The sequence below is a fragment of the Humibacter sp. genome (assembly GCF_051954055.1).
Lineage (GTDB): Bacteria > Actinomycetota > Actinomycetes > Actinomycetales > Microbacteriaceae > Humibacter.
Genome location: NZ_JBQCIE010000092.1, coordinates 119,769 through 144,365 on the forward strand (window position 1 = coordinate 119,769; position 24,597 = coordinate 144,365).

At 68.0% G+C, this 24,597-nt stretch carries 21 protein-coding genes and 1 tRNA gene; 12 read left to right on the top strand and 10 right to left on the bottom strand.

Translation table 11 applies throughout. The features are described 5' to 3' along the window. The first annotated feature begins 154 nt into the window (after positions 1-154). A complete protein-coding gene (locus tag ACTHNC_RS10440) occupies positions 155-343 on the top strand; it encodes a hypothetical protein (protein ID WP_440294533.1) in 189 nt (62 codons plus the stop codon). 150 nt (positions 344-493) lie between these two features. After that, a complete protein-coding gene (locus tag ACTHNC_RS10445) occupies positions 494-1,135 on the top strand; it encodes a hypothetical protein (RefSeq protein WP_440294534.1) in 642 nt (213 codons plus the stop codon). Between the two features lie 28 nt (positions 1,136-1,163). Here ACTHNC_RS10445 and ACTHNC_RS10450 read toward each other — a convergent pair whose 3' ends face one another. After that, positions 1,164-2,687 (bottom strand): ATP-dependent DNA ligase, encoded by a 1,524-nt coding sequence (locus tag ACTHNC_RS10450; RefSeq protein WP_440294535.1) that lies wholly within the window; start codon positions 2,685-2,687, stop codon positions 1,164-1,166. Between the two features lie 42 nt (positions 2,688-2,729). Beyond that, complete coding sequence (locus ACTHNC_RS10455) at positions 2,730-4,106, bottom strand: glucose-6-phosphate dehydrogenase (RefSeq protein WP_440294536.1); 1,377 nt, start codon at positions 4,104-4,106, stop codon at positions 2,730-2,732. 22 nt (positions 4,107-4,128) lie between these two features. Between ACTHNC_RS10455 and ACTHNC_RS10460 the strand changes: the two genes are divergently transcribed. Together ACTHNC_RS10460 and ACTHNC_RS10465 are read left to right on the top strand one after the other, a co-directional pair. Further along, positions 4,129-5,970 (top strand): glycoside hydrolase family 15 protein, encoded by a 1,842-nt coding sequence (locus ACTHNC_RS10460; protein WP_440294710.1) that lies wholly within the window; start codon positions 4,129-4,131, stop codon positions 5,968-5,970. A gap of 9 nt (positions 5,971-5,979) precedes the next feature. Further along, positions 5,980-6,708: a VIT1/CCC1 transporter family protein gene (locus tag ACTHNC_RS10465; RefSeq protein ID WP_440294537.1), complete on the top strand. Its 729-nt coding sequence runs from the start codon at positions 5,980-5,982 to the stop codon at positions 6,706-6,708. Position 6,709: 1 nt separating this feature from the next. Here ACTHNC_RS10465 and ACTHNC_RS10470 read toward each other — a convergent pair whose 3' ends face one another. Then, positions 6,710-7,801, bottom strand: coding sequence for a chitinase (locus ACTHNC_RS10470; protein WP_440294538.1), 1,092 nt, complete (start codon positions 7,799-7,801; stop codon positions 6,710-6,712). A gap of 387 nt (positions 7,802-8,188) precedes the next feature. Between ACTHNC_RS10470 and ACTHNC_RS10475 the strand changes: the two genes are divergently transcribed. The 3 genes from ACTHNC_RS10475 to ACTHNC_RS10485 all read left to right on the top strand — a co-directional run bounded on the left by ACTHNC_RS10475 (position 8,189) and on the right by ACTHNC_RS10485 (position 10,968). Further along, positions 8,189-9,943, top strand: coding sequence for a 2-isopropylmalate synthase (locus ACTHNC_RS10475; protein WP_440294539.1), 1,755 nt, complete (start codon positions 8,189-8,191; stop codon positions 9,941-9,943). A gap of 98 nt (positions 9,944-10,041) precedes the next feature. Next, positions 10,042-10,117, top strand: a tRNA-Lys gene (locus ACTHNC_RS10480). 38 nt (positions 10,118-10,155) lie between these two features. Next, positions 10,156-10,968, top strand: coding sequence for an inositol monophosphatase family protein (locus ACTHNC_RS10485; RefSeq protein ID WP_440294540.1), 813 nt, complete (start codon positions 10,156-10,158; stop codon positions 10,966-10,968). Between the two features lie 17 nt (positions 10,969-10,985). Here ACTHNC_RS10485 and ACTHNC_RS10490 read toward each other — a convergent pair whose 3' ends face one another. The 3 genes from ACTHNC_RS10490 to ACTHNC_RS10500 all read right to left on the bottom strand — a co-directional run bounded on the left by ACTHNC_RS10490 (position 10,986) and on the right by ACTHNC_RS10500 (position 16,234). Continuing rightward, the gene (locus ACTHNC_RS10490) at positions 10,986-12,620 is read right to left on the bottom strand and encodes a SulP family inorganic anion transporter (protein WP_440294541.1); all 1,635 of its coding nucleotides are present in this window, start codon (positions 12,618-12,620) and stop codon (positions 10,986-10,988) included. A gap of 33 nt (positions 12,621-12,653) precedes the next feature. After that, positions 12,654-14,999, bottom strand: coding sequence for an arylsulfatase (locus ACTHNC_RS10495; protein ID WP_440294542.1), 2,346 nt, complete (start codon positions 14,997-14,999; stop codon positions 12,654-12,656). Between the two features lie 104 nt (positions 15,000-15,103). Further along, entirely contained in the window at positions 15,104-16,234 is a 1,131-nt protein-coding gene (locus tag ACTHNC_RS10500; protein ID WP_440294543.1) for an AI-2E family transporter, read from the bottom strand. A 164-nt stretch (positions 16,235-16,398) separates the two neighbouring features. Between ACTHNC_RS10500 and ACTHNC_RS10505 the strand changes: the two genes are divergently transcribed. Continuing rightward, the gene (locus ACTHNC_RS10505) at positions 16,399-17,070 is read left to right on the top strand and encodes a GAP family protein (RefSeq protein ID WP_440294544.1); all 672 of its coding nucleotides are present in this window, start codon (positions 16,399-16,401) and stop codon (positions 17,068-17,070) included. Positions 17,071-17,089: 19 nt separating this feature from the next. Here ACTHNC_RS10505 and ACTHNC_RS10510 read toward each other — a convergent pair whose 3' ends face one another. Further along, positions 17,090-17,290, bottom strand: a complete 201-nt coding sequence (locus ACTHNC_RS10510) for a hypothetical protein (protein WP_440294545.1) — start codon at positions 17,288-17,290, stop codon at positions 17,090-17,092. A gap of 97 nt (positions 17,291-17,387) precedes the next feature. Further along, positions 17,388-19,952 carry a LuxR C-terminal-related transcriptional regulator gene (locus tag ACTHNC_RS10515; RefSeq protein ID WP_440294546.1) on the bottom strand — a complete coding sequence of 855 codons (2,565 nt, stop codon included), beginning with the start codon at positions 19,950-19,952 and terminating at the stop codon, positions 17,388-17,390. Positions 19,953-20,152: 200 nt separating this feature from the next. On the opposite strand from ACTHNC_RS10515, the gene ACTHNC_RS10520 reads away from it, so the two are divergent. From ACTHNC_RS10520 to ACTHNC_RS10535, 4 genes are all read left to right on the top strand, one after another. Beyond that, complete coding sequence (locus ACTHNC_RS10520; RefSeq protein ID WP_440294547.1) at positions 20,153-20,539, top strand: SHOCT domain-containing protein; 387 nt, start codon at positions 20,153-20,155, stop codon at positions 20,537-20,539. Between the two features lie 13 nt (positions 20,540-20,552). Next, complete coding sequence (locus ACTHNC_RS10525; protein WP_440294548.1) at positions 20,553-20,930, top strand: hypothetical protein; 378 nt, start codon at positions 20,553-20,555, stop codon at positions 20,928-20,930. A 100-nt stretch (positions 20,931-21,030) separates the two neighbouring features. After that, on the top strand, positions 21,031-22,296 hold the full coding sequence (locus tag ACTHNC_RS10530; protein WP_440294549.1) for an Nramp family divalent metal transporter: 1,266 nt from the start codon (positions 21,031-21,033) through the stop codon (positions 22,294-22,296). Positions 22,297-22,311: 15 nt separating this feature from the next. Further along, positions 22,312-22,698 (top strand): TraR/DksA family transcriptional regulator, encoded by a 387-nt coding sequence (locus ACTHNC_RS10535; RefSeq protein ID WP_440294550.1) that lies wholly within the window; start codon positions 22,312-22,314, stop codon positions 22,696-22,698. A 4-nt stretch (positions 22,699-22,702) separates the two neighbouring features. Here the strand turns inward: ACTHNC_RS10535 and ACTHNC_RS10540 are convergent, their stop codons facing one another. After that, on the bottom strand, positions 22,703-24,145 hold the full coding sequence (locus ACTHNC_RS10540; protein ID WP_440294551.1) for a phytoene desaturase family protein: 1,443 nt from the start codon (positions 24,143-24,145) through the stop codon (positions 22,703-22,705). An 88-nt stretch (positions 24,146-24,233) separates the two neighbouring features. Continuing rightward, entirely contained in the window at positions 24,234-24,566 is a 333-nt protein-coding gene (locus ACTHNC_RS10545) for a hypothetical protein (protein WP_440294552.1), read from the bottom strand. Positions 24,567-24,597: the final 31 nt, after the last annotated feature.

A 24,597-nucleotide genomic window follows, 5' to 3' on the forward strand; every position in this document is an offset into this window, starting at 1 on the left:
GTCGGAAGAATGAGTGCCTCCTGATTGAAAGCCTGGTCGGCCCCCAGCACGTTACCAGGCGGCGCATGGATCGCGTCGGAGACGCCGCGAGCCGTTGACAGTGCGGACGGCGGCAGGCTAGGCCGGAATAGTCGGCCGAACGTGAGGGGATTCGATGCGCAAGTACCTGCTGAACTGGGGCGTCGTGAGCACGGCGCTGGGAGTCGTGTCGGTCATCCAGACCACGCGCAACGGACCGCGAGACTGGCGGGTGCTGCTGGCGTGGGCGAGTTGGGCGCTCTCGCTCGCCGTGGTGGTGACGAGCGTGCACGACCATTCGAAGGAGCTCGAGAGCCGGCGATAGGACTCTGAGGCCGACACTGGCGGGCGGCGGCGTGTCCAGACCGGGCAGAGCCGAGCATCCGTCAGACTGTCTCGTGCGGGGGTTGGAAACGCGCACCACACGAGGGAGAAGTCGGTCATGTTCGGTCGTCGGAGGCACGCTGCTCAAGCGGTGGCCCCCACCGTCGAGGTCGCCGCGACCTCGACTCCTCTCCCCCGCCTCGCCGAGGAGCAGATCTTCGAGCTCGTGCACACGCGGATCGCCGCAGCGATCGGCGAAGGTGGCGAGTGGGTCGTGCGCAGGCGCACCCCGGAGGACACCGACGATCTCTTCCGCACCGTGCTCGCTCATCAGGTCGCCCTGGATGTGACGAGCGCGCTCCAGAGTGCACAGCTTCAGCTCGAGGCCGGTGAACAGCTCACCGTCGCCACCCGTGAGGGCGCCGTCGCACTGCGGTCGGCTGTGCACGTGGAAGAGGGGGCCGTCCTGGGTCGCTCCGCCGTGCACGCCGACGTCGACCGCGACGAGGTCGTTGTCGCGGTCGCGCAGGAAGCCGGCCGACTCGCGATGTCACCGGCATCCGAGGACGAGGCGGATGCCCTCCCTGCGGTCATCGCCGCGAGCGAGCGGCCCGAGGGCGACGACTCGGAGCACGGCCCGGCTCACCGGCACGACGAGCCGCAGGGCGACGAGGAGGCCGTACTCGACGAAGACGCCATCGCTCTGCAGTGGGAGCCGGCGCCCATCACCGTGTGGACCGACCTGAAGAAGCCGGTCACGGACTCCATCGCCCTGCAGTTGAGCAGGGCCTGACCCCGCCCACTCGAGTTGACCGCCGCGCTCAGCCGCGCAGCAACGACCTCAGCGTCTGGATGGTGTCGGCTTCTGCCGCCGTCTTGTCGTCGCGGTACCGTTTGACGCGCGCAAACCGCAGGGCGATGCCACCCGGGTAGCGAGAGGATGTCTGCACGCCGTCGATCGCGATCTCGACCACGGTGACCGGGTCCACCCACACCGTGCCCGGCGTGCGCCTCACCTCGAGCTGCTGGAACCGCTCGGTCTGCCAGCGCAACAGCTCGTCCGTCAGGCCCTTGAACGTCTTGCCGACCATGACGAACCCGCCAGTCTCGCCGAACTCCCCCGTCGGGTCGTAGGCACCGAGGTGCAGGTTGGACAGCCATCCGTGTCGCCGCCCGGAGCCCCATTCGCACGCCAGCACGACGAGGTCGTAGGTGTGCACCGGCTTCACCTTGATCCACCCGGAACCGCGTCGCCCCGCCGTGTAGGTCGAGTCGATCGCCTTCACGACGACGCCCTCGTGACCCTTCGCCAGCGCTTCCCTCGAGAACGCCTCACCGGCATCCGGATCGCTCGTGATCACACCGGGGATGAGGAGATGCGGGGCGATTTCGCCCAGAACACTACGACGGACCGATAGCGGCTCGTCGATGAGGTCACGACCATCCAGGTGCAGCAGGTCGAAGAACCACGGGCTGAGAAGCGCCTCTCGCGAGGCCTCCGCTCCGAAGCGCGACATGGTCTGCTGGAACGGGCGCGGCGCTCCCTCCTCGTCGAGCGTGAGGGTCTCCCCGTCGAAGATGGCGTCGTTGAGCGGCAGACGCCGGACGGCATCCACGACCTCGGGCAGACGATGTGTGACATCGGCGAGGCTCCGCGTGAAGACGCGCACCTCGTCGCCCCGACGATGCACCTGGATGCGCGCACCGTCGAGCTTGTACTCCACCGATGCCTCCCCCGTCTCGGCGAGCGCATTCGCAACGGTGGCGGCGGAGGCGGCGAGCATGGGCCGCAACGGTCGTCCGACGGTCAGCCTCACGCCTGCCAGGGCATCCGCTCCGCCGAAGAGGGCAAGCACGGCGGTGTCGCCGAGGCTTCCGGACAGCATCACGGCGCGCCGCACGACCTCGCCGGGGACGTCGGCCGCGCGCGCTATCGCGTCGACGAGCACACCCTCGAGCGCCCCCGTACGCATCTCGCCCAACATGGCCCGCACCAGGAAGCGCTGCTCCGCCTCCGTGGCGCGACCCAGGAGCTCAGCCAGCACCCCCGCGCGCGCCGTCGCAGATCCCGCACCCTCCGTTGCGGCGAGCCGGTCGAGGAGCGCGTGCACCTCCACTACGGTCAGCGTCGGATCCGTCGCCGGCGGTGTGGTGGCCGAGGACATGGAACGCCACCCGACGCCGAGCCGGCCCTGCACGGGGGAACCGATGAGCAGACCGACGCCGGGCGCCACCTCGTCGCGATCGAGCTTCGAAAGGAGCGCGGCGAAAGCATCCACCTTGGCCAGGCGGGACCGCGTCGCCCCGACGGCGGCATCGGTGACGACCAGCTCGTTCAGCAGCACGGGAACAGTCTGCGCGTCACCACCGACACCGATTCGAGATCGTCATGGGATGGCCGGCCAGTCCGAGGGCCCGTCCGATCCGGCCGGATAGTCCTCGAGCGGCACCTCGCCGTCGCCCCATGCGCTCAGCACGGGAGCGACGATGCGCCAGCACTCCTCGGCCGTGTCGCCGCGTACCGACAGCGATGGGTTCCCGTCGAACAGGTCGGCGAGCACCTCGCCGTATGCCAGCAGACTCCCCGGCCCGAAGTCGGCTTCCAGCGACGCCCGGCTGAGGTAGTGCGGGTCGCCCGGTCCGTTGGTGTTGAGCTCGAGTTGCATGACATCGGGCCCGAGGCGGATGCGCAGCCTGGTCGGATGCGCGGCTCCGCGCAGACCCTTCGGCACCCTCTGCGCGTCGCGGAACGTGATCACGATCTCGTGCCGCTGCCGGCCGATCGCCTTCCCCGAGCGCAGTGTGAAGGGCACTCCCGCCCAGCGCCAGGTGTCGATGCCGAACGTGACCTGGGCGAGCGTCTCGGTGTTGCGGTCCGGGTCGACCCCGTTCTCGTCCACATACGAGCGGAGCTCTCGCCCGTCGACGCGCCCTTTCGTATACCGGCCGCGGTGGCTGTTCGCGATCGCGTCGTCGTTCCATACGTGCGTCGCGCGGATGACGATGCCCTTGGCATCCCGGATGTCCGCCGCGCTCATCGTCGAAGGCGGCTCCATCGCCGTGACCGCCAGCACCTGCAGCAGGTGGCTCTGCAGCATGTCGACGAGGGCACCGGCGTGGTCGTAGTAGCCTGCACGACCCTCCAGGCCCAGGCCCTCGTCGTACACGATGTCGACTCTGGCGATGTGCTCAGATCTCCAGAGTGGCTCGAAGATGCGGTTGGAGAACCTCAGCCCGAACAGGTTCTGCACGGTGGAGTTGCCGAGGAAGTGGTCGATGCGATGCACCTGGTCCTCCGGCACGAGCTTCGCCAGCCGGCGATTGAGCGCGGCGGCGCTCCGCTTGTCGGTGCCGAACGGCTTCTCCAGTGCGAGCCGGAGCCCCTCGGGCAGGTCGATCTCGGCGAGGCCGGCGCAGACCTCCTTCGTCACCGCGGGCGGCAGCGCGAAGTAGAGCGCAGGCGTGCCGTCCGCGCGAGAGAGCAGCTCGCGAAGGTGATCCGGGTCGGTGACGTCGCCGGAGACGAAGTCCGTGCCGTCCAGGAGCGCGTCGACCGCCGGACCCTCGGCATCCACCGTCGCGAACGACGCCTCGACGACGCTGCGCCAGCGCTTCGCATCCCAGTCGTGCATGCCGGCGCCGAGGAGCGTGACGCGACGCTTGTCCTCCTCGGTCAGCAGCTGGCCGAGCGCGGGAAGGAGGAGCCGCGACGTCAGGTCGCCGTCCGCCCCGAGGATGATAAGAGTCCGCACCGCCTCAGCCATGTTCCTCACGCTACCTGCCATGATGACTTGCGTGGCATTGGCGATCGAGGACTATGCACTGATCAGCGATTGCTACACGGGTGCCTTGGTGGGAAGAGACGGCAGCATCGACTGGCTCTGCCTACCGCGATACGACTCGCCCTCTGTCTTCGGTGCGCTGCTCGGCACCCGGGATCACGGCAGATGGCTGGTGGCGCCGACCGACCCCGAGGCCACCAACGAGCGTCACTATCGGGGCGAGTCGTTCGTGCTCGTCACCACGTGGACGACGGCCGACGGCGTGGTTGAGGTGGTGGACGCCATGCCGCGCACACCGCACAGTGCGAACCTCGTGCGCCGCATCCGCGGTGTGTCGGGCGAGGTCGAGATGCGCGTCGACCTGCGCATGCGATTCAGCTACGCAGCCGCCGTGCCATGGGTTCGGCAACTGCACGACGAGCACCACACGCTGCTGGCCGCCGCCGGGCCGGACGCGCTCGTGATGCGAGGTGTCGAACTGCACCCCACCGATCACGCGCACGAGGGGACGTTCACCGTGCGCGAGGGCGAGGTGATCGACCACACCATGGGCTGGTATCCGTCTCACAAACCGCTGCCCGACCCGATCGACGGGCCGAAGGGCATCAGGGAAAGCGAGAAGTGGTGGGCGGACTGGGCTGCCACGTTCACCCATCGCGGGCAGTACGCCGACGAGGTGCTCCGTTCCCTGCTCGTGCTGCGCGCACTGACGCACGACGAGACAGGTGGCGTCGCCGCCGCCGCGACCACCTCGCTCCCCGAGGAGTTCGGCGGCACACGCAACTGGGACTACCGATACGTGTGGCTGCGGGATGCCTCGCAGACGATCAGCGCACTACTCGCGCACGGCTACCGCGACGAGGTCGACCACTGGCGCTCCTGGCTGCTGCGGGCGCTCGCCGGCGACCCGGACGACGTGCAGATCATGTACGGCCTCGGTGGTGAGCGCTTCCTCCCCGAGTATGTGATCGACACGCTCCCCGGCTATCACGGGGCGAGTCCCGTGCGCATCGGGAACGCGGCGGCCAAGCAGTTCCAGGCGGATGTGATCGGCGAGGTCATGATCGCCCTGCACGACGCGCGCCTTTCCGGCATGAAGGAGACCGACTTCTCGTGGTCTCTGCAGCGTGCTCTGATGGGCCGGCTGAACGCCGTGGCGCACCGGGCGGACCAGGGCATCTGGGAGATCCGCGGGCCGGCTCGCAACTTCACGCACTCGCGCGTCATGGTGTGGGCGGCGTACGACCGCGCCATCCGCGGTGCGGAGGAGTTCGGCCTCGAGGGCCCCGTCGAGGACTGGCGCGAGCGACGCGCCGCGCTGCGCAAGGAGATCGAGCGGAAAGGGTTCGATCGTCGACGCAATACGTTCACCCAGCACTACGACACCGCCGAGGTGGATGCATCCCTTCTCCAGCTGTCGCAGGTGGGTTTCATCGCACCGGACGACCCGCGGATGCTCGGAACCGTCGAGGCGATCGAGAACGACCTCCTGCACAGGGACTTCCTGCTGCGATACCGCTCACGCACGGATCTCGACGGACTCCCCCAGGGCGAGTACCCGTTCGTCGCCTGCTCGTTCTGGCTCGTGGAGCAGTATGCGCGCTCCGGGCGGCTCGAGAAGGCGCACGAGCTCATGAAGCGCATGTGTGCGGTGGCGAACGACGTCGGCCTGCTGAGCGAGGAGTACTCGACCGCGTCCGGCCGTCAGGCCGGCAACACGCCTCAGGCGCTTTCGCACCTCGCGCTTGTTCGCGCGGCGGATGCCATCGCCCGTGCCGAGGGTCACGGCGAGTCGCTCGTGGGCGGCGGCAGTCCATCGCGCGCCCTGGACGCCTCGGACGACTAGGGTAGGGCGGTGCCCGATCCGCTCATCCCGCCGTTCCGGAACCCGCACGACTACGACCACCGGCACTCGGATGTCTCCGGCGGCTGGCTGCGCGCCGCGGTCTTCGGCGCGATGGACGGCCTCGTCACCAACATCGCCCTGATCGCCGGCATCGGTGCGGCCGGAGCCCCGCTCGGCACGATCATCCTCACCGGTCTCGCCGGACTCGTCGCCGGGGCCTTCTCCATGGCGCTCGGCGAGTACACCTCGGTAACCACCCAGAACGAACAGGTGGACAAGGAAGCCGCGGTCGAACGCAAGGCGCTGGACCGCAACCCCGAGGGCGAGATGTACGAGCTCTCCGGCATGTTCCAGGAGATGGGCATGTCGGCGGCGACGGCACACCGGGCCGCGGCGGAGGTGCACGACAATCCCGACCGCGCCTTGCGTGTGCACGTCACCCAGGAGCTCGGCGTCGACCCCGACGCCAAGCCGTCGCCGTGGATCGCCGCCGTCTCCTCGTTCGTGATGTTCTCGATCGGCGCGGTCATTCCGCTGCTGTCGTTCCTGTTCGGATTCGGCCAGCTGTGGCTCGGCCTCGCGATCGGCGGTGTCGGCCTGCTGGTCGCCGGTGCGTTCGCCGCCTACTTCACGGGCAAGGCCTGGTGGCGAGGTGCGTTGCGGCAGCTGCTGTTCGGAGCGATCGCCGTCGCCGCAACGTACCTCGTCGGCCACCTGCTCGGCGTGCAGGCCGGCTGAGTCAGAACCAGGAATTGAACGCCGCGTAGGCGTTGCTGAACGCCCAGGTGGGCTGCACGAGACCGTCGCAGGAGTTCGCGCCCTTCACGCCCGGGCATCCGCCGTTGTCGCGTTGCAGCGCCCAGAAGCTCACGGTCTGGACGCCATGCGACTTCGCCCAGGCGGCCAGGGGCGCCGCCTCGTCGAGCGTGAAGGTCTCCTGCGGCCCGTAGTCGTCGATTCCGATCATCTGGATGATGCCCACCGTGTGCCACAGCTGCCATGCGGACGCGTGCGGCAGGATCGTCTGCTTCAGCTGACCGGTGAGCGCCGTCGCCGCCTGCTCCGCATCCGCGAGCATGTCGTGCGTTGCACCGTCCCAGTAGTCGAACGTCATCACGTTGACGTCGGCGATCTTCGCACCGTACTTCGCCGCCGACTGCAGCACCGCAACGCCGCTGGGCGCGAGCCCGGTCGGGAACGTCGGCAGCGTGTACGAGAACGAGACCGGCCAGTGGTGGGCTCTCCCCCACTGCTCCACCTCGGCGATCGCCTGATTGCGCCGGTCGACGCCCGCCTGGTTCGTGATCGAGTCCGACTCGACATCCAGGTCGATGCGGTGCACCTTGTAGACCGCGAACACGTTCTCGTACGCGAGCGCGATGTTGTGCACGTCGGTGCAGCTGTCGGCGATGTCGGTGCTTGTGGTGTCTGCGGTGTATCCCCCGAACGACGGGATGACGTCCCCGCCGTGGTCGCGGATGCGGTCGAACTGCGCGCCGTAGACATCCGGTGTCACGGGCTTCGACGTGTCACCGGCCCAGTACGGCGTGCACGAGCCGGGCGCCTCGGTCTGCAGGAAGGCGAGGCTGAGGAACCGCGAACCGGATGCCTGCGACAGGTCCGCAAGATCACCCACTGCCGTGACGTCGATGTACGGCGCCGCGATGCGCGACGGCAACGGGAGGCCCGGGTACACGATCGTCTGCGAGTGCGGTGTCGGCAGCCACGGATCGGGACCCTGAGATCCAGTGGCGGATGCCGGTGCTGCTGCACCGAACACGGCAAGCGCTGCGGCCAGGCCGGCGCCGGCGAGAACGGGCAATCGTTTCATCTGATGCTCCCTTGCATGGTGGTGCCGCGCACGGATGCACGCCACGAGATGAGGCGGCCGACAGGGTTAGTACATCTTCCTAACAAACCCACCGCACTCCAGCCTAGCCGCGGCGACGTCCCCCTTACAAGGGTCATGCTCGACGCCGAAGGCAGCGGCTGCTACCGTCGGAGCATGCTTCGCTTCGGGCTCCTTCTTCTTCGCCGCCACGGCGGGGCCTGATCGACGACCGGCCTCCCGTCGTGGAGGCCGCGGCGTGCCGGTCGATCAGACCATGAAGAAGAAGGATCACCGATCATGTCCGGCACCGCTTTTCCGACCATCTCTACGCCTTCGGGCCCCGTTCCCGACGGCTCGCCCTCGTGGAACCGGCAGCGTCGTTCTCAGATGCCGTCCCACAGGTACACGGATGTCTACCACCGGGTCCCCGTTCCCCTCGCCGACCGCAGCTGGCCGTCGGGACGCCTCGAGCGAGCGCCCCTCTGGGTACCGGTCGACCTCCGCGACGGCAACCAGGCCCTCGCGGAGCCGATGGACCCCGCTCGTAAATGGCGCTTCTTCGAGCTGCTCGTCGCGATGGGATACAAGGAGATCGAGGTCGGCTACCCGTCTGCATCGCAGACGGACTTCGACTTCGTGCGCCTCATCGTCGAGACGGCGGAAACAGGCGCGCCGATCGCTCCGGACGACGTCACCATCGTCGTGTTCACCCCGGCCCGCCGCGAACTGATCGAGCGCACGGTGGAGTCGGTGCGAGGCATCCGCAACCCCGTCGTCATCCACATGTACGCGGCCACCGCGCCGACCTGGCGCGACGTCGTGCTCGGCCACGACCGGGACGCACTGAAGCGCGTGATCCTCGGCGGTGCTGCGGACATCCTGCGTCTGACCGGCGACGAGCAGCACGTGCGCTACGAGTTCTCTCCCGAGGTCTTCAACCTCACCGAGCCGGACTACGTGCTCGAGGTGTGCGACGAGGTGACGCAGTTCTGGGATGCGACGCCGCAGCGCCCGGTCATCCTGAACCTGCCCGCGACGGTGGAGGTGGCGACGCCGAACGTGTATGCCGACCAGATCGAGTACATGCACCGCAATCTGGCCAGGCGCGACGCGGTCATCCTGTCGGTTCACCCGCACAACGACAGGGGAACGGGCATCGCGTGCGCCGAGCTGGCCATGCTGGCCGGAGCGCAGCGCGTCGAAGGATGCGTGTTCGGCAACGGCGAGCGCACCGGCAACGTCGACCTCGCCACGCTGGCGCTGAATCTGCACGCACAGGGCATCGATCCGATGATCGACTTCAGCGACATCGACGAGGTGCGCCGCACCGTGGAGTACTGCACGCGGATGCCCGTGCACGAGCGGCATCCGTACGTCGGCGACCTCGTGCACACCGCCTTCAGCGGCACGCACCAGGATGCTATCCGCAAGGGATTCGCGGAACACCGTTCTCGGGCGCAGCAGACCGGCGTGGCGGAACGCGAACTCGACTGGCGGGTGCCGTACCTGCCGATCGATCCGGCCGACATCGGACGCAGCTACGACGCGGTCGTGCGCGTCAACTCGCAGTCCGGCAAGGGTGGAATCGCCTACCTGCTCGAGACCGAGTACGGGCTCTCGCTGCCCCGCCGTCTGCAGATCGACTTCGCGCGGCACGTTCAGCGCCATACCGACACGACGGGCGAGGAGGTCACGGCCGCGCAGCTGTGGCGCCTGTTCCAGGATGCCTACCTGCCGGCATCCGGCGTCCGCAGCATCGAGGTGGTGGAGTTCGACGTCAGTGAGGGGCGCGACGACGACGCGAAGGGCACCGCCGAGCGAACGCGTATCCGGTTGCGGGTCGAAGACATCGAGTACGCGACCGAGCATGTCGGCGTCGGTCCGGTGGAGGCACTGACCGAGTCGCTGGCCGCGCGGGGCATCCAGCTCGATGTGCTCTCGCTGAGCCAGATGTCGACCACGGAGGGTTCGTCGAGCGACGCGATCACGATACTCGAGTTCCGCGGGGCCGACGGGCCGCGGTGGGCTGCCGGCCGGGATCGCTCAGTTCTCAAGGCGAGCATCGCCGCAGTGCTGACTGCGGCCGAACGGGTGCACGCCGCCGGGCGGGTCGACACCGATCCCCCTGCGTCTGCCGCGTAAGGTTCGGCGCTCCGCGGGCACCGGATCGATTCGCACCCAACCGTCCGCGATGCTATCGTGGTGCTTCGGTTCGGCAGTCCTCGTGGAAGCCGCACCATGCGCCTCTAGCTCAATCGGCAGAGCAACTGACTCTTAATCAGTGGGTTCAGGGTTCAAGTCCCTGGGGGCGCACCACCTCCTCCGTCGCCGAGCAAGTCGATAGGCTTTCGCACGTGCCCGACCTCGACGACGACCTGAAGTTCGCCCTCCGCCTCGCCGACGCGGCCGATGCCATCTCCGGCGCCCGGTTCCGCGCCAACGATCTGGACGTGACGACCAAGCCCGACCGAACGCACGTGACGGACGCCGACCAGGCCGTGGAGCGCGCCATCCGGGAGTTGATCGAGACCGAGCGAGGGAGCGACGAGATCCTCGGTGAGGAATACGGCAGCGCCGGCGGCGACCCTCGCGCCGCACACCGGTTGTGGATCGTCGACCCCATCGACGGCACGCACAGCTACGAACGCGGTCTGCCCATGTGGGGCACGCTGATCGCGCTCGTCACCGACGGCGAGCCAGTGCTCGGCGTCGCCAGCTCCCCCGCACTCGCCGGTTCGGACGGCGTCGGCAAGCGGTGGTGGGCAGCCGTGGGCGGCGGGGCATGGATACGTGAAGGCGAGGGCGAGCCGACGAGGCTGCGGGTGTCGGGCATCCGCAAGCTGGCGGATGCGTCGATCAGCATTCAGAGCATCCGTCAATGGGACGCGACGGGTCACCTCGATCAACTCGTCGCGCTCAGCAGAACCGTGTGGCGCGACCGCGCCTACGGGGATGTCTGGGCCTACACGCTCCTCGCCGAGGGACTCATCGAGGCGGTCGCCGAGTTCGGACTGCACCCGTACGACATCGCAGCGCTGATCCCGATCGTCGAGGAGGCCGGTGGACGCGTCACGGCAGCCGACGGTTCATCGGCCCTCTGGGACGGCAGCGCGGTAGCGACCAACGGCGCCATCCACGACGAGTTCCTGACGCTGCTGGGCGATTGAGCCGCCGCGCGGCAGGCTCACGAACCCCCGGCCAGCGCCGCTTCAGCTGAGTCGTACACCCGCCCCTCGGCGACGAGCCCGCGGAACCACTCCGACTTGTCCAGCAGGGTCCGCGCACCCGGCTGAACGTTCGCCAGCAGAAGTGCGACGCCCGTTCCGCCGAGCTCGCGGTCCAGATCCTGCAGCCCCTCCAGCACCGTCGCGGACGTGACTCGCATGTGCCAGAGATCGAGCACGACCGCGTCGACCGGCCGCGCTGCGTCGACGAGCGCGAGGACCCGGTTCTCGGTCTCGAGGATGTTCGCCGTGTACATGCTGCTGTCCACCGAGAGCGCGAGCCGCCCGTGCCGTTCACCCTTCTCCGCCACTCGCACGCGGCTCAGCTCGCGGATGACGAGCCCGAACGTGATCAGTACCCCGGCCGCGACCGCGACGAGGAGGCCGGCGCTCAGCCCGAGGGCCGCGGTGACGACCGCTGTCCAGAAGTCGGCCCGGCTCAGCCTCGCCAGGCGGATCAGCGCCCGCACGTCGATCAGTCCGATCACGGCGACGAAGACCAGTGACGCCAGCGTCGCCTCCGGCAGCAGGCTGAGCACAGGGGCGAGCAGCAGCGCGACGAGCACGGCGAGGGCGACAGTGACGAGCCCCGATATCTGCGACCGAGCTCCCGCGCTCTTGTTGACGGCGCTCTGCGAGAATCCTCCGGCCGACGGCATGGCCTGAAAGAACGACCCGAGCACGTTCGCCGCCGCCGTGGCCAGAAGCTCCTGATTCGAATGGATCTGCGGCTCACCAGGGTCCCTGATGCCCCTGGCGACCGCCGCCGACTCGAGGAACGCCATCATCGCGATCGCGAGCGCGCCCGGCACGAGTTGCACGATGTGTCCGAACGACGGCAGAACTGGCAGCGGGATGCCGAACGGAACGTGCGCGATGAGCCGCACACCGACATCCGGAAGCGGCGTGAAGGCGGCGAGAAGGATGCCGGCGACCACGACGATCAGCGGCCCCGGCACGCGCTTCGCGAATCGCTTGAGCAGCACGAGGAGCACGATGGAGCACGCCGAGAGGATGACCGTGGCAAGGTTCGCGTGCGGCACCGCCCCCACCACCGCGACGATCGACCGGATGAAACCGTGCCCCGTAACGTTGTCCGACTCGCCCAGCAGCTTCGGCAGCTGGCCGACGGCGACGGTCGCGCCGACCCCGATCTGGACGCCGATGATCGTGGACTTGTTGATCGCCTCGACGGCCCCGCCCAGCCGGAACACCCGGGCGAGAGTGAGGATGGCCCCGACCAGCAGGGTCAGCATGGCGAGGTCCCCCACCGGATCCTTGCCGCTGGTGGCAACCCCCGCGGAGACGAGCGTCGTCGCGGTGAGCGTCGCGATCGTGGACGTCGTGGAGACGCTCATCGCGCGCGAGCCGCCCAGCATGGCGTATACGAGCATCGGAACCATGCAGGTGTAGAGGCCCACCTGCACCGGGAGATTGGCGATGGTGGCATAGGCCATCGCCTGTGGAACGACCACAGCACCGGCCGACAGACCGGCCAGTACATCCCAGCCGAGGTTCGCCGGCCGATACCCGGCGAGGGTCGGCAGGAGCCAGGGCCGCCGACCGGTCCGAGTCGCCGGTGCTGCAGTCGTCATGCCGCGCCGCTCAGTCTGCGCGTAGTTCGCCGCTCAGTCCCTCGCCATGGCTGCCGCCAGATGCGCCTCGAGATCGACGTACGCGTCGTCGGCGATGTCGAAGACGACCTTCTTGATCCGGCCACCGGTGTAGTCGAATCGGGACCCTTGGTACTGCTTCGACACCGCGTCGCCGCTGTCGTATCCGATGCACAGACCCTCGCCACACAACGAGAAGTGCCCCAGCACTGTCCGGATGTCCTGCTGCGCCACGAGCTCGTCGTCGATGTACAACTTCAACGGCCCGGTCGCCTCGCGATACTGTCCGGTTCCCGTCTTGGTGAACTCGACACCGAAGATGTGCTTGCCGGGAGTCGGCAGCGGCGCCGACACGTCGACCTCCGGCGGGATGCCCAGGAAGTTGTACGCGTAGGTCAACTGTCCGTCCTTCACGAACATCGCGTGGCCACCGAACCGGGAACCGTGTGCGAAGATCACACCCTCGGTGTCCGCGGTCGTGTCCACCTCGGCCAGCACCTTGTACGACACGCCGTGCACGTTCGCCGCCGACCGCTCCGGCACCTCGGTGGTCCCCGGGTAGTAGGTGTACTGCCCGGACGGCGGCACAGGCACGTGGAACTCCATGTTGATGAAGGTCTCGAAGTCCTTCGGGTTACCGATGACCTGCAGATCGTTCAGTGGCAGCACGAGGTTGCGCTGCGCCTCCGCCATCCAAAGCCTCTTCAGCTCTTCGAGCTTCTCCGGATGCTCCGCCGCCACATCGTGCGCCTCCGAGCGGTCGACATCCGTGTGGAACAGCTGCCACACGTCGTTCTCGAAGTCGCCCTTGCCGCTGACGGGCCCGTGCTCCGTGACGGCCTTCCAGCCGTCGTGCCAGATTCCGCGGTTGCCGAACATCTCGTAGTACTGCGTGTGCTTCTCGGATGCCCCGTCGGCGCTCGCGTCGAAGCTGTACCGCATCGACACACCGTCGAGAGGGCGCTGCGCCACACCGTTGTACTCCTCGGGCATGGAGACACCGCAGACGTCGAGGATGGTCGCGACGACATCCGTCGAGTGGTGGTACTGGTTGCGGATCTCGCCCTTGGCGCTGATGCCGGCCGGCCAGTGGATCACCATGGGGTCGCAGACGCCGCCCTGGTAGACGTAGCGCTTGAACATGCGGTACGGCGTGGAGAACGCCGCCGCCCACCCCGTCGGGTAGTGGTTGTAGGTGTCCGGTGAGCCGAGCTTGTCGACCATGCGCAGGTTCTCCTGCTCGTCGTCCGGATAACCGCCGAAGATCTTGCCCTCGTTCACGGACCCGTTCGGGCTGCCCTCACCGGATGCCCCGTTGTCGGCGCAGTAGAAGATGATCGTGTTGTCGAGCTGACCGGTCTCCTCCAGGTAGTCGACGATGCGGCCGACCTGGGCATCCGTGTACTCGCTGAACCCCGCGTACACCTCGGCCATGCGGCTGAACATGCGCTTCTCGTCGTCGTTCAACTCGTCCCAGGGCCGCACGCGGTCCGTCTCGGAGAACGTGCCCTCCGGCATCGGGTTGAGCTCGGTGAGATCCGTGCCCTCGGGCAGGAGGCCCTTCTCGATCATGCGCGCAAGGACCCACTCGCGGTACGCCTCGTAGCCGTCGTCGAACACACCCTTGTACTTGTCGATGTACTCCTGCGGCGCGTGGTGCGGAGCATGGTTCGCCCCCGGGCAGAACCACAGGTACCACGGCTTGTCGGGCTCCGTCTGCTTCACGTCGCGGAGCATCTTCAGCGCCTGATCGGCAAGGTCCTTGGAGAGGTGGTACCCCTCCTCCGGTGTGTACGGCTGGTCGATGTAGCGGTTGTCCTCCGCCAGCGACGGGTACCAGTTGTTGGTCTCGCCGCCGATGAAGCCGTAGAACCGGTCGTAGCCCTGGCCCAGTGGCCAGTTCTTCTTCGACGCCCCCGCCGTCCACTCGTCGATGGGCACGTTGTGGTTCTTGCCCACCCAGAACGTCGCCCAGCCCGCGTCGCGAAGGATGTTGGCCATGGTCGCGTTCTGCGGCGGAATGTGCGAGTTGTAGCCGGGAAAGCCGGTGGACGACTCCGAGATGGTCGCGAAGCCGTTGGCGTGATGGTTGCGACCGGTGAGGAACGTCGACCGAGTCGGCGAGCACAGCGCGGTCGTGTGCCATTGCGTGTAGGTCAGGCCGCCCGCGGCGAGGCGCTCCATCGTCGGCATGTTGATACGGCCGCCGTAGGTCGACCATGCCGCCTGCCCGGTGTCGTCGTAGAGCACGACCAGCACATTCGGCGCGCCCTGCGGCGGCTTGTCGGGCAGGAAGGCGTCCCAGTCCGCCTTGGAGTCCCGCACGTCGAGTTTGATGTCGCCCTTGAATTCGCGTGGCATATCCGCACCCTCCCTGTGGATGTCGCGAGTCTGGCGACGCCTGACCCAGGCGTCATCGTCACGCTAGACAGGGCGTCCGGCGCGCAACGGCGACGCGGAGGCAATCACCCGTTTAGGGTGTGCTGTCGAAGGTCGCCCAGCACCGGCCGCCACCACTTCGCCCGCGGGTCGGAGTCGATGAGGATCGTGCGCACCAGCAACGTGAGCGGAACGGCGAGGATGGCGCCGACCGGGCCGACGACGACGGCCCAGAACAGCACGGAGACGAACGTGATCGTCTGGCTGAGCGCGACAGCGTTTCCGACGACCCTGGGCTGGATGATCGACTGCACGACCGAGTTGATGACGCCGTAGATGACGATGACCGCGATGAAAATTCCCCACCCGCCGCTCAGCAACCCGAAGACGAGTGGGGGGACGATCGCGATGAAGTAGCCGATGTTCGGGATGTAGCTGCAGAGGAACGAGAGCATCCCCCAGAGGAAAGCGCCGGGCACCTGAAGGATCATGAGCGCGACCCAGTTCAGCACTCCCTGTGCGATGCCTAAGCCCGTCGTCGCCACCATGTAGCGGCGCACCCCGGTGGCGAAGCCGCCTAGCGCTGTCACCATGTGCGGCCGGTGACGTGCGAGCTGCTTCGACACGATCGACATGGCGCTGGCATCCACCGCCATCAGGATCAGGCACGTGAGCACCACGACCAGGCCGAACGTGACGTTCGCCACGCTTCCGAGCAGTCCGCCGACGAAGCCGATGATGCGGCTCGGATCGAGGTCGGCGACGAAGGCCTGCACCTGGTTCGCGTCGAAACCCACCGCTCGCAGCCACGACCCGATCGTCTTCCCGGCCTGCTCCAGCTGCGGCGCGAACTGCGGAAGCAGGCTGGCGAACTGCGCGAGCGCGACGACGAGAGCCGCCACGAATGCGGCCAGCAGAACGAACACTGCAGCGATGACGGAGCCGGTCGCGATGCCCCGGTGCACACCCCAGCGCTCCAGTGCTCGTCGCAGCGGATGCACGCAGATCGTGAGAATCAGAGCCAGGAGCACCGGGGCGAGGAAGCCACGAAGGTAGAACATGCCGATGGCCGTGACGGTGGCACCCGCGAGCCCGAGCAGGATCGCGTCGGCCCGCGGCCACCCGGAGGTGGGGCCGACGGATGCCTCGGCGAGCTGCTCGCCATCGAGCGGGGCATCCTGAACCGCGTCATCCCTGCGCCTGCGCCACCAGCTCATGCGGTTCCCTCCGACCGTGCTCAAGCTAACCGCCGCCTCGGAACGGAAACGCGGGTGGAGGGCCAATCACCCGAAACGGAGGACGGTCGCCCAGCACTGTTCGACTAGCGTCAGGCGCGGGGAGTCGCGCGGGATGCTGCACGACGCGCGGATCGGAGGCCGTCATGGGACCGCTCATCGGGACGACACTGCCGGTGGCGATCGGCATCGCCATCAGCCCGGTGCCGATGATCGCGGCGATCCTGATGCTCCTGTCGCCGCGCGCGAAGAGCACGGGTGTCGGGTTCCTGATCGGCTGGATCGTCGGGATCGCCGTGGCCGTCATCGTGTTCGCGGCGCTGTCCTCGATCCTGCCCGCCGCTGACCCGGAGGCCACGCATCCGATCATCGGGGTGATCGACATCGTGCTCGGGGCGCTCCTGCTGCTGATCGGAATCCGCCAGTGGCGCAGCCGGCCCAAGGACGGCGATGAGCCGAAACTGCCGGGGTGGATGAAGGCGATCGACTCCATGACGGCGCTTCGTGGCTTCGTGCTGGGCGTCGTGCTCTCCGCCGTGAACCCGAAGAATCTGCTTCTGGCGGTCAGCGCCGGTCTGGCCATCGGGTCGTCCGACGTCGTCCTCTGGCAGGAGGCGATCGTGATCGTCGTATTCGTGCTGATCGCGGCGAGCTCGATCATCATCCCCGTCGTCGCATACCTTCTGGCATCCGCCTCGATGGCCCGCCCGTTGGATGCTCTGCGCGGCTGGCTCACCGACAACAACGCAACGATCATGGCCGTGCTCATGTTCGTGCTCGGCTTCGTCGTGATCGGCAAGGGCATCGGACAGTTCTGAGCTGCCGACGCGTGGGATCTCAGCCGTCCTGGCGCACCTCGAGGATCTCCAGCCCCATGTCGGCGATGCGGGCGAGAAGCCCGTGCAGCTGGGTCTGGTCGCGCAAGTTGCCCACGAGGATCGTCATGGACGGCGCTATCTGCACGGCGTCCATCTCGGGGAATGCGGCGGCCAGCCGCTCCGAGAAGGCATACGGAAGACGGATCTCGTAGCGCTTCACACCGCACCTCCCCCGTGCTGCACATCCAGGTTCGTGCGGGCCGGAGGAGAGCGCGTCACCTACCGCGGGTGATTCCCTCGGCAGGCGACGACGACCGTCAGATGAGGCCGAGACCTTGCGCCGTGGTGACCGCCTCGCTGCGGTCGGAAACACCCAGCTTCTGATAGATGTTGCGCAGGTGGGTCTTGATCGTGTTCACGCTCAAGGAGTGCTTTCGCGCGATCTCCGCCACCGACTGATGCACCGGGAGCTCCGTCAGGATGTCCCGCTCCTTCGGCGTCAGCGACTCGATGACCAGGGCGTCTTTGTCCGGATGCGCGGCAGCCCGTGGAGCGGACGCGACGATGCGTCGTGCCTCATCCTCCAGGTGTCCGAACCGGCCGAGCCGGCGGGTGACGAGTCCGATGCCGTCCGTGGCCGGCGCGAGGAAGGGACGATCCACCCGGTAACGCACCGCCAGCTCGACGGCCTGCAGGGTGAAGGCGTCCGCTTCGGTGCTTCGCCGGTTGTCTTCCGCGGAGCGGGCCAGGTGCAGTGCCGCCGTGACGAACGACGCGGAGTGCCAGGCGTGGCCGCTCCTGGCGGCATCGTCGAGCTGGCGTGCCGCGGGCTCCGTGTTCCGCAGCGGCGGGCTGAGAAGGTAGCGCACGATGGCGCCCTCCAAGCTGTTCACCCCGAGCACCGAGTACGCCAGCTCGGCTGTCTCCTTCGCCCTTGCCCGGCCATCGAGCGCGAATCGGGCCGCGACCATCCGCGGTGCGGCGAGCGCGAAAATGCGGGGCACGTATACCGCGGTCTCTCGCATCAGCCGTTCGAGTTCGTCGACCGTGTTCCGCGGGTTCGGTTCGGCGTCGAGCGAGGGCAGCAGTTCGAGCACGCACGCGGTCGCGCTCAGCTCGGGGTCGAGGCCGAGCGGGTCGGATGCCACGACGTCGCCGAGCCCGAGCGGTCCGCCTTCGACGCACCGCAGGTAGCGGCGGGTGGCTGCCACCACCTCCACTCGGCGCCGCGCGCGGTCCCTCGGAGCCGACGTGAAACGGTCAGCAGCCTCCACCAGCCGGTCCTCGAGGACGACGGCCTCGTCCCAGCGGCCGAGGTCGCTGAGAATGCCGATCGAGAACTCGCTGGCGACGAGGAACAGCCAGTCCATGCCGGCACGATGTGCGGAGACCCGTACATCGCGCAGCATTCCGTGCGCGCGCTGCGACTCTCCGATCCTGGCGAGCAGCCAGGCCTCGGCGGTCGCGCACAGGAGGTCGAGACCGAGGCTGGCCTGACGCTCCGCGACGGCGACGGGATCGGTGAGGCGAGACGCGCCGGCGGACGCGGTGCCCTCGCGCACCTCGACGAAGCAGCGCACGGCGTCCAGGGCGACCACCCACGCGTCGGAGCAGGCCGGTCGAGGCGCGGCGGCCGCGAGATCGGCCATCGCCAGCAGGTGACGCGCGCGGCGGCGATCCGCGAAGGTGGGAGCATTCAGGAGCAGCCGGAGCACCAGCGCGACCAGCGGCTCGTCTTCCTCGGGCGTGAAGCGCGCGAGCGCAGAGGCGATCAGGCGGCTCCGCCCGGCGAGCGCGAGCTCGAGCCCGACACGGGAGAGCACGTCGGCCAGCACCGCGCTGTCGCGTGACTCGATCGCCTGGTGCAGCGCATCCGCGGGCCGTTCGTGCGCCGCATACCAGTCAGCGGCATTCGCGTGCCCGCGTGCCGCCCGGCTCCGGTCGATCCTGCGTGCTTCCGCCTTGAGGAACGCCAGCAGAACCGGGTGGAACCGGAATCCGTGCGGGTCCTCGGTGATCAAGGCATTCGACCTGGCCACCTCGTGCAGAAGGGCGAGGTGATCGGCGTGACCGCTCAGCATCGCGGCAAGATCGACCGGCACGTATCGGTTCACCGCGACCGAGACGAGCAGCCGCCTGGTGTCGTCGTCGAATCCCGCGAGCACCTCCGAGATGAGAAAGTCCGCGACGGCGCCGTTGTCGCCGCTGAATTCGCTCACGGCAGCACTGACATCTGCGCTGCGGGCGAGCCACGGCATCGCCAGTGTGATGGCGGTCGCCCAGCCGCCGGTGCGCTTGACGAGGGCACCCGCCGCCTCGTCCGCCAGTTCCAGGCCGTGGCGTTCCGCCAGTTCTGCAACCTCATCGCGGTCGAACGCGAGATCTTCCGTGCACAGCTCCAGCAGCCGGCCGGAGGCCAGCAGGAACGCGAGTCCCGAGACCGGTTGATATCGTCCGGCGACGACGACGCGGATGTCGTTCGTCGCATCCTCGAGCACGGAGGTCAGCGCCGCCTTGGCGCGCACCGAGGTGATCCGGTGCGCGTCTTCGATGAACAAGTAGACGGTGCGCCTGCTGCCTCGCAGTTCCGCGGCGACGTCGGGCAGTGCCGGCCCGCGTACCCACCGCACGGTCTCGCCGCGCTCGCGCAGGCCGCGCGCCCACCGGGCGATGAGCACGCTCTTGCCCGCTCCTGCCGCTGCCCACAGTGCTACGGCCGTTCGTTCCCCCGATTCCAGTTGCTCGAGCGGCTCGTCCAGTCTCGGTCTGGCGATCTCGAAGACCGCCTCGGCCGGGACTCCGGATGCCTGCCTGGTCCCGTCTTCGCGCCGCGTCTGTCCCGCTACCTCGGACTTCGCTGAGCGTGCTCCGATCGTCGACATGCGCCTCCCCCATGCAGCATTGTCACCGCCACCCTAACCAGGAAGACACGATCTGCAACAGATGTCTATTTTCTTGGCCGCGCCGATGACCTCACCCGATCTAGGTGTGCCTGCACCTGTTCGCGGCCGCTTGACTGGCGTTGACCGCAGGCCCCGCGGTCGCATTCGCGCCCGCTGGCGCACGAGAGAGGACAGCAGCCATGAGCTTCTGGGACAACTTCTGGAACGTGATCTGGGTCATCTTCTGGAGCTTCGCGTTCGTCGCCTACCTGTTCGCGTTATTCGCCGTGGTCGCCGACCTGTTCCGTGATCACAGACTCAATGGCTGGTGGAAGGCGCTGTGGATCATCTTCCTGGTCTTCGTGCCGTTCCTCACGGTGCTCGTGTACCTCATCGCCCGTGGAAGAGGCATGGCGGAGCGCAGCGCGAAGGAGCAGAAGCAGGTGCAGAGGGCGACGGATGACTACATCAAGCAGGTGGCCGGCGCATCACCGGCTGACGAGATCGCCAAGGCGAAGTCGCTTCTCGACGCGGGCACCATCACTCAAGACGAGTACAACTCGTTGAAGTCCAAAATCCTCGCCTGAGGGGAGCACCGAGATGACGTTCGTCGGCCTCATCTGGATGTTTCTCGACATCCTGTTCTTCGTCGCGTACCTCGTGGCGGTGTTCTACATCCTCTTCGACCTGTTCGCAGACCACACCCTCAACGGGTGGTGGAAGGCACTGTGGGTCATCTGCCTCATCTTCGTGCCGCTCATCACTGCGCTGGTCTACGTGATCGCACGTGGTCGTGGCATGGCAGAGCGCGCGCAGCGGCGCCGCGGGGTCGTGCCCGAGGATGACTCGTATCGACCGCGTCCGTCGGCCAACCCGGCAAGCGATATCGCGCGGGCGCAAGAGCTGCTCGACGAGGGCGCGATCTCGCAGGGCGAGTTCGAGGCGATCAAGAACAAGGCGCTCACCGGTCGTTACTGAAACACCACAGTCGCCCGTTCAGATGCAACGGGTTAAGCACCTCTGACCTCAAGAGTTAGACTGATCTAACTTTCTGCACGACAGGTCATGAGGCGAGGCGATGACGCGCGAGTCCGTTGAGCAGCCGGCCACCGACATCCGCGCCGACCGTCCCGCGGAACGCCGGCTCCTCTGGCTGATCGGGCCGGCCTTCGTCGCCGCCATCGCCTACGTCGACCCGGGAAATGTGGCGGCGAACCTGACCGCAGGCGCGCAGTACAAGTACCTGCTGGTCTGGGTGCTGGTTGCCGCGAACGTCATGGCCGTCATCGTGCAATATCTGTCGGCGAAGCTCGGCATCGTGACCGGCCGCAGCCTGCCAGAGCTGCTCGGAGAGCGGATGCCCCGCACCGCTCGGCTGCTCTACTGGGCGCAGGCCGAGATCATCGCGGCCGCCACCGACATGGCAGAGGTGATCGGCGGGGCGATCGCGCTGCAGATCCTGTTCGGGCTGCCGCTGCTGGCCGGAGGCGTCATCGTCGGACTCGTGTCCATGGGCATCCTCGCCGTGCAATCCCGCCGCGGACAGCGCGCGTTCGAGTTCGTGATGATGGGCCTGCTGGCGGTGATCACCATCGGGTTCGTCGCCTCTCTGGTCGTGAGCCCGGTGGACTGGCAGGCAGCGGCTGCCGGCGTAGTGCCACGGTTCGAGGGGTCGCGGTCCGTTCTGCTGGCGGCCAGCATGCTCGGGGCGACCGTCATGCCGCACGCCGTGTACCTGCACTCGGCGCTCGCCCTCGACCGGCACGGAGCCTCTGGCGACCCGCGGCGGGTGCGCCATCTGCTGCGCGCCAATCGCTGGGACGTGATCTTCGCGCTCATCGTGGCCGGCTCGGTGAACATCGCGATGCTGCTCCTGGCCGCTGCGAGCCTTCCCGGCGTGAGCGGGACGGACAGCATCGAGGGCGCGCACACCGCGATCACCCAGGCGTTGGGACCCGTGGTCGGCGTGATCTTCGGCATCGGGCTGCTGGCATCCGGCCTCGCCTCCACCTCGGTCGGATGCTATGCGGGTGCCTCGGTCATGTCGGGGCTGCTGCGGGTACGCGTGCCCATTCTGGTCAGACGCGCCATCACACTCATCCCGGCTCTCGTCGTGCTCGGCCTGGGCGTCGATCCGACGTGGGCCCTTGTGATCAGCCAGGTCGTGCTGAGCGTGGGCATCCCATTCGCCGTGATCCCGCTCGTCTGGTTCACCTCACGCCGCGGCACGATGGGGACGTTCGCGAACCGCACTCCCCTGCGGATCGCCGGGGCCGTGACGGTCGCCGCGATCGTCGCTCTGAACGGCGCGCTGATAGTACTGACAGCCATCGGCGCGGTGTAGGGCTACTATCGGCGCGTGTCTTCCGTGCGACGAAGCCTGACAGACGCCCAACGGCGTGAATTCCACGACGCCCTCGATGCGCGGCGCCGAGAGGTGCTGGCCAGGCAGGGCAGACTGGATGCCTCGCTCAGTGACGCGCGCGAGGCACGATCGGGCGGACAGGCCGACGACGAGCACGATCCCGAAGGCCCAACGATGGCCGCGACATGGTCGCAGCTGACCGGGCTGCACGAAGATCTCGAGCTCGAACTGACCGAGATCGATCACGCGCTCGCTCACCTCGAGGCAGGAACCTACGGGGTGTGCATGAACTGCGGCAAGCCGATCGGGGTGGCTCGGTTGCGCGCCCGGCCGTTCGCCGAGCTGTGCATCGACTGCGCGAAGGCGCTCGAGTCCCACTGACGGGTCACGCGCCGATCGACAGATCGGGCTTCGTCGTGATGCCGAATTCACGCTCCAGCGCTCGCAGCGCCGCGTTCCATCCGCCCAGGCCGTGCACGCCCGGCCCCGGCCACGTCGACGCCGAGCACAGGTAGACGCCTCGTACCGGCGTCTGCCACGGGTGCGGTCCGAACGTGGGACGCGCGACCAGCTGCCCGAAGCTCACCGCCCCGGATGCGATGTCGCCGGCCACATCGTTCGGGTTCCGCTCGTCCAGCTGTTCGGCGCTCTGGCCGTTGCTGGCGACGATCGTGTCCCTGAACCCGGGGGCGAACAGCTCGATGCGCTGCACGATCGCCTCGGTCGGATCGTCCACCGATCCCGCAGGCACGTGCGTGTATGCCCAGAGCACGTGGCGTCCGGGCGCACGATCCGGGTCGAGCAGCGTCGGCTGGGCGGTGAGCACATACGGATGCCTGGCATGACGTCCCGCAGCGACCGCATCCTCCGCTTTCGCCAGCTCGGCGCGCGACCCGCCGACGTGCACTGTCACGGCGCTGCGCAACTCCTCGTTGCGCCACGGCACCGGATCGGAGAGCACGAAATCCGCCTTCGCGGCCGCGTTTCCATAGCGGAATGTGCGGTACGGCCGGGGCGTTCGCACGCGGTCGCCGGCGAGCTGCAGGAAGGCGCGGGGTGTGACATCCAGAATCGTCGCCCGTGCCGGAGGGAGCTCGTCGAGGCTTCGAACCCACGCACCGGTCTCGATGCGTCCGCCGTGGGCCACCAGGTCGTCTGCCAGGGCGGTCGCGATTGCACCGCTCCCGCCGCGAGGAATGGGCCAGCCCCCGCAGTGGGCGAACGCGGCAAGAGTGAGACCGGGTGCCGCGGAGCCGAGGGAGGGCATCCGCTGGATCGTGTGCGCGAAGACACCGGTCAGCAGTGCCGCAGCCTCCTGGGTCTCGAAGGCGCCCTTCCACAGACGAGTGCCGTGCCTGAGCGAGCGCAGTCCGAAGCGGACGAGCGCGAGCGGATGCCTGGGCACGCGAACCAGCGGACGCCCCATCACGTCGGAAAGGGCTCGGCCGTCGTCCCGCGCGAATGGAGCGAACAATCGCCTCCAGGTCTCGCCGTCCGCCGCCAACCCTTCCGCCGTGCGCTCCAGGTCACGGTAGGCGATCGCTGCTCGCCCGTCGTCGAGCGGATGCCCGTAGGAGATCTCCGGCACCAGGAGCTGGATGCGACGCTCCAGCTCGAACCTCCGGAAGAACTCACTGGCGAGTGCCATCGGATGCACCGCCGAGCAGACGTCATGCACGACTCCCGGGATGGTGAGCTCGGCCGAGGCACTGCCGCCTCCGATATGGTCACTCCCCTCGAGCACGATCACGGAGAGTCCGGCGCGAGCGAGCGTGACCGCGGCCGCGAGCCCATTGGGCCCCGACCCCACGACCACGACGTCTTGCACGGCTCGTCCTCCCAGCGGTGACCGGTCAACTCCGTTCTAGCCGATCACGACGAAGTGTGTCGCTCGATTCCCAGCTGGATGTCCGGCGTCAGTCGTCGTGCGACGGATCCTCGTACCAATCGTCGTCGAAAGGACCGGAGAGCTCGTCGCGCACCATCCGGGCGCGCTCGCGCAGCTCGCTCACGGCATCCGAGGATCCTGCGATGCGCCGACCCGCCGTGTTGGGCAGCGCGAGAGAGCCCGAGATGGCGCCGCGTCCCAGGATGAACTCGCACACCGTGTCACCCTCGTTCACGAAGACCGGGACGATGACGCGTTCCGTGCGATGATGCTCCGCGAGCGCGAATTCGTAGTCGAGCAGGGCATCCGCCACGGCGTCCTCGGTGCAGATGCGTGTGGCCGCGACGAGCAGTTGTTTCATGGGCCCTCCGTTCGCCGGTGTTCGGCGGTTC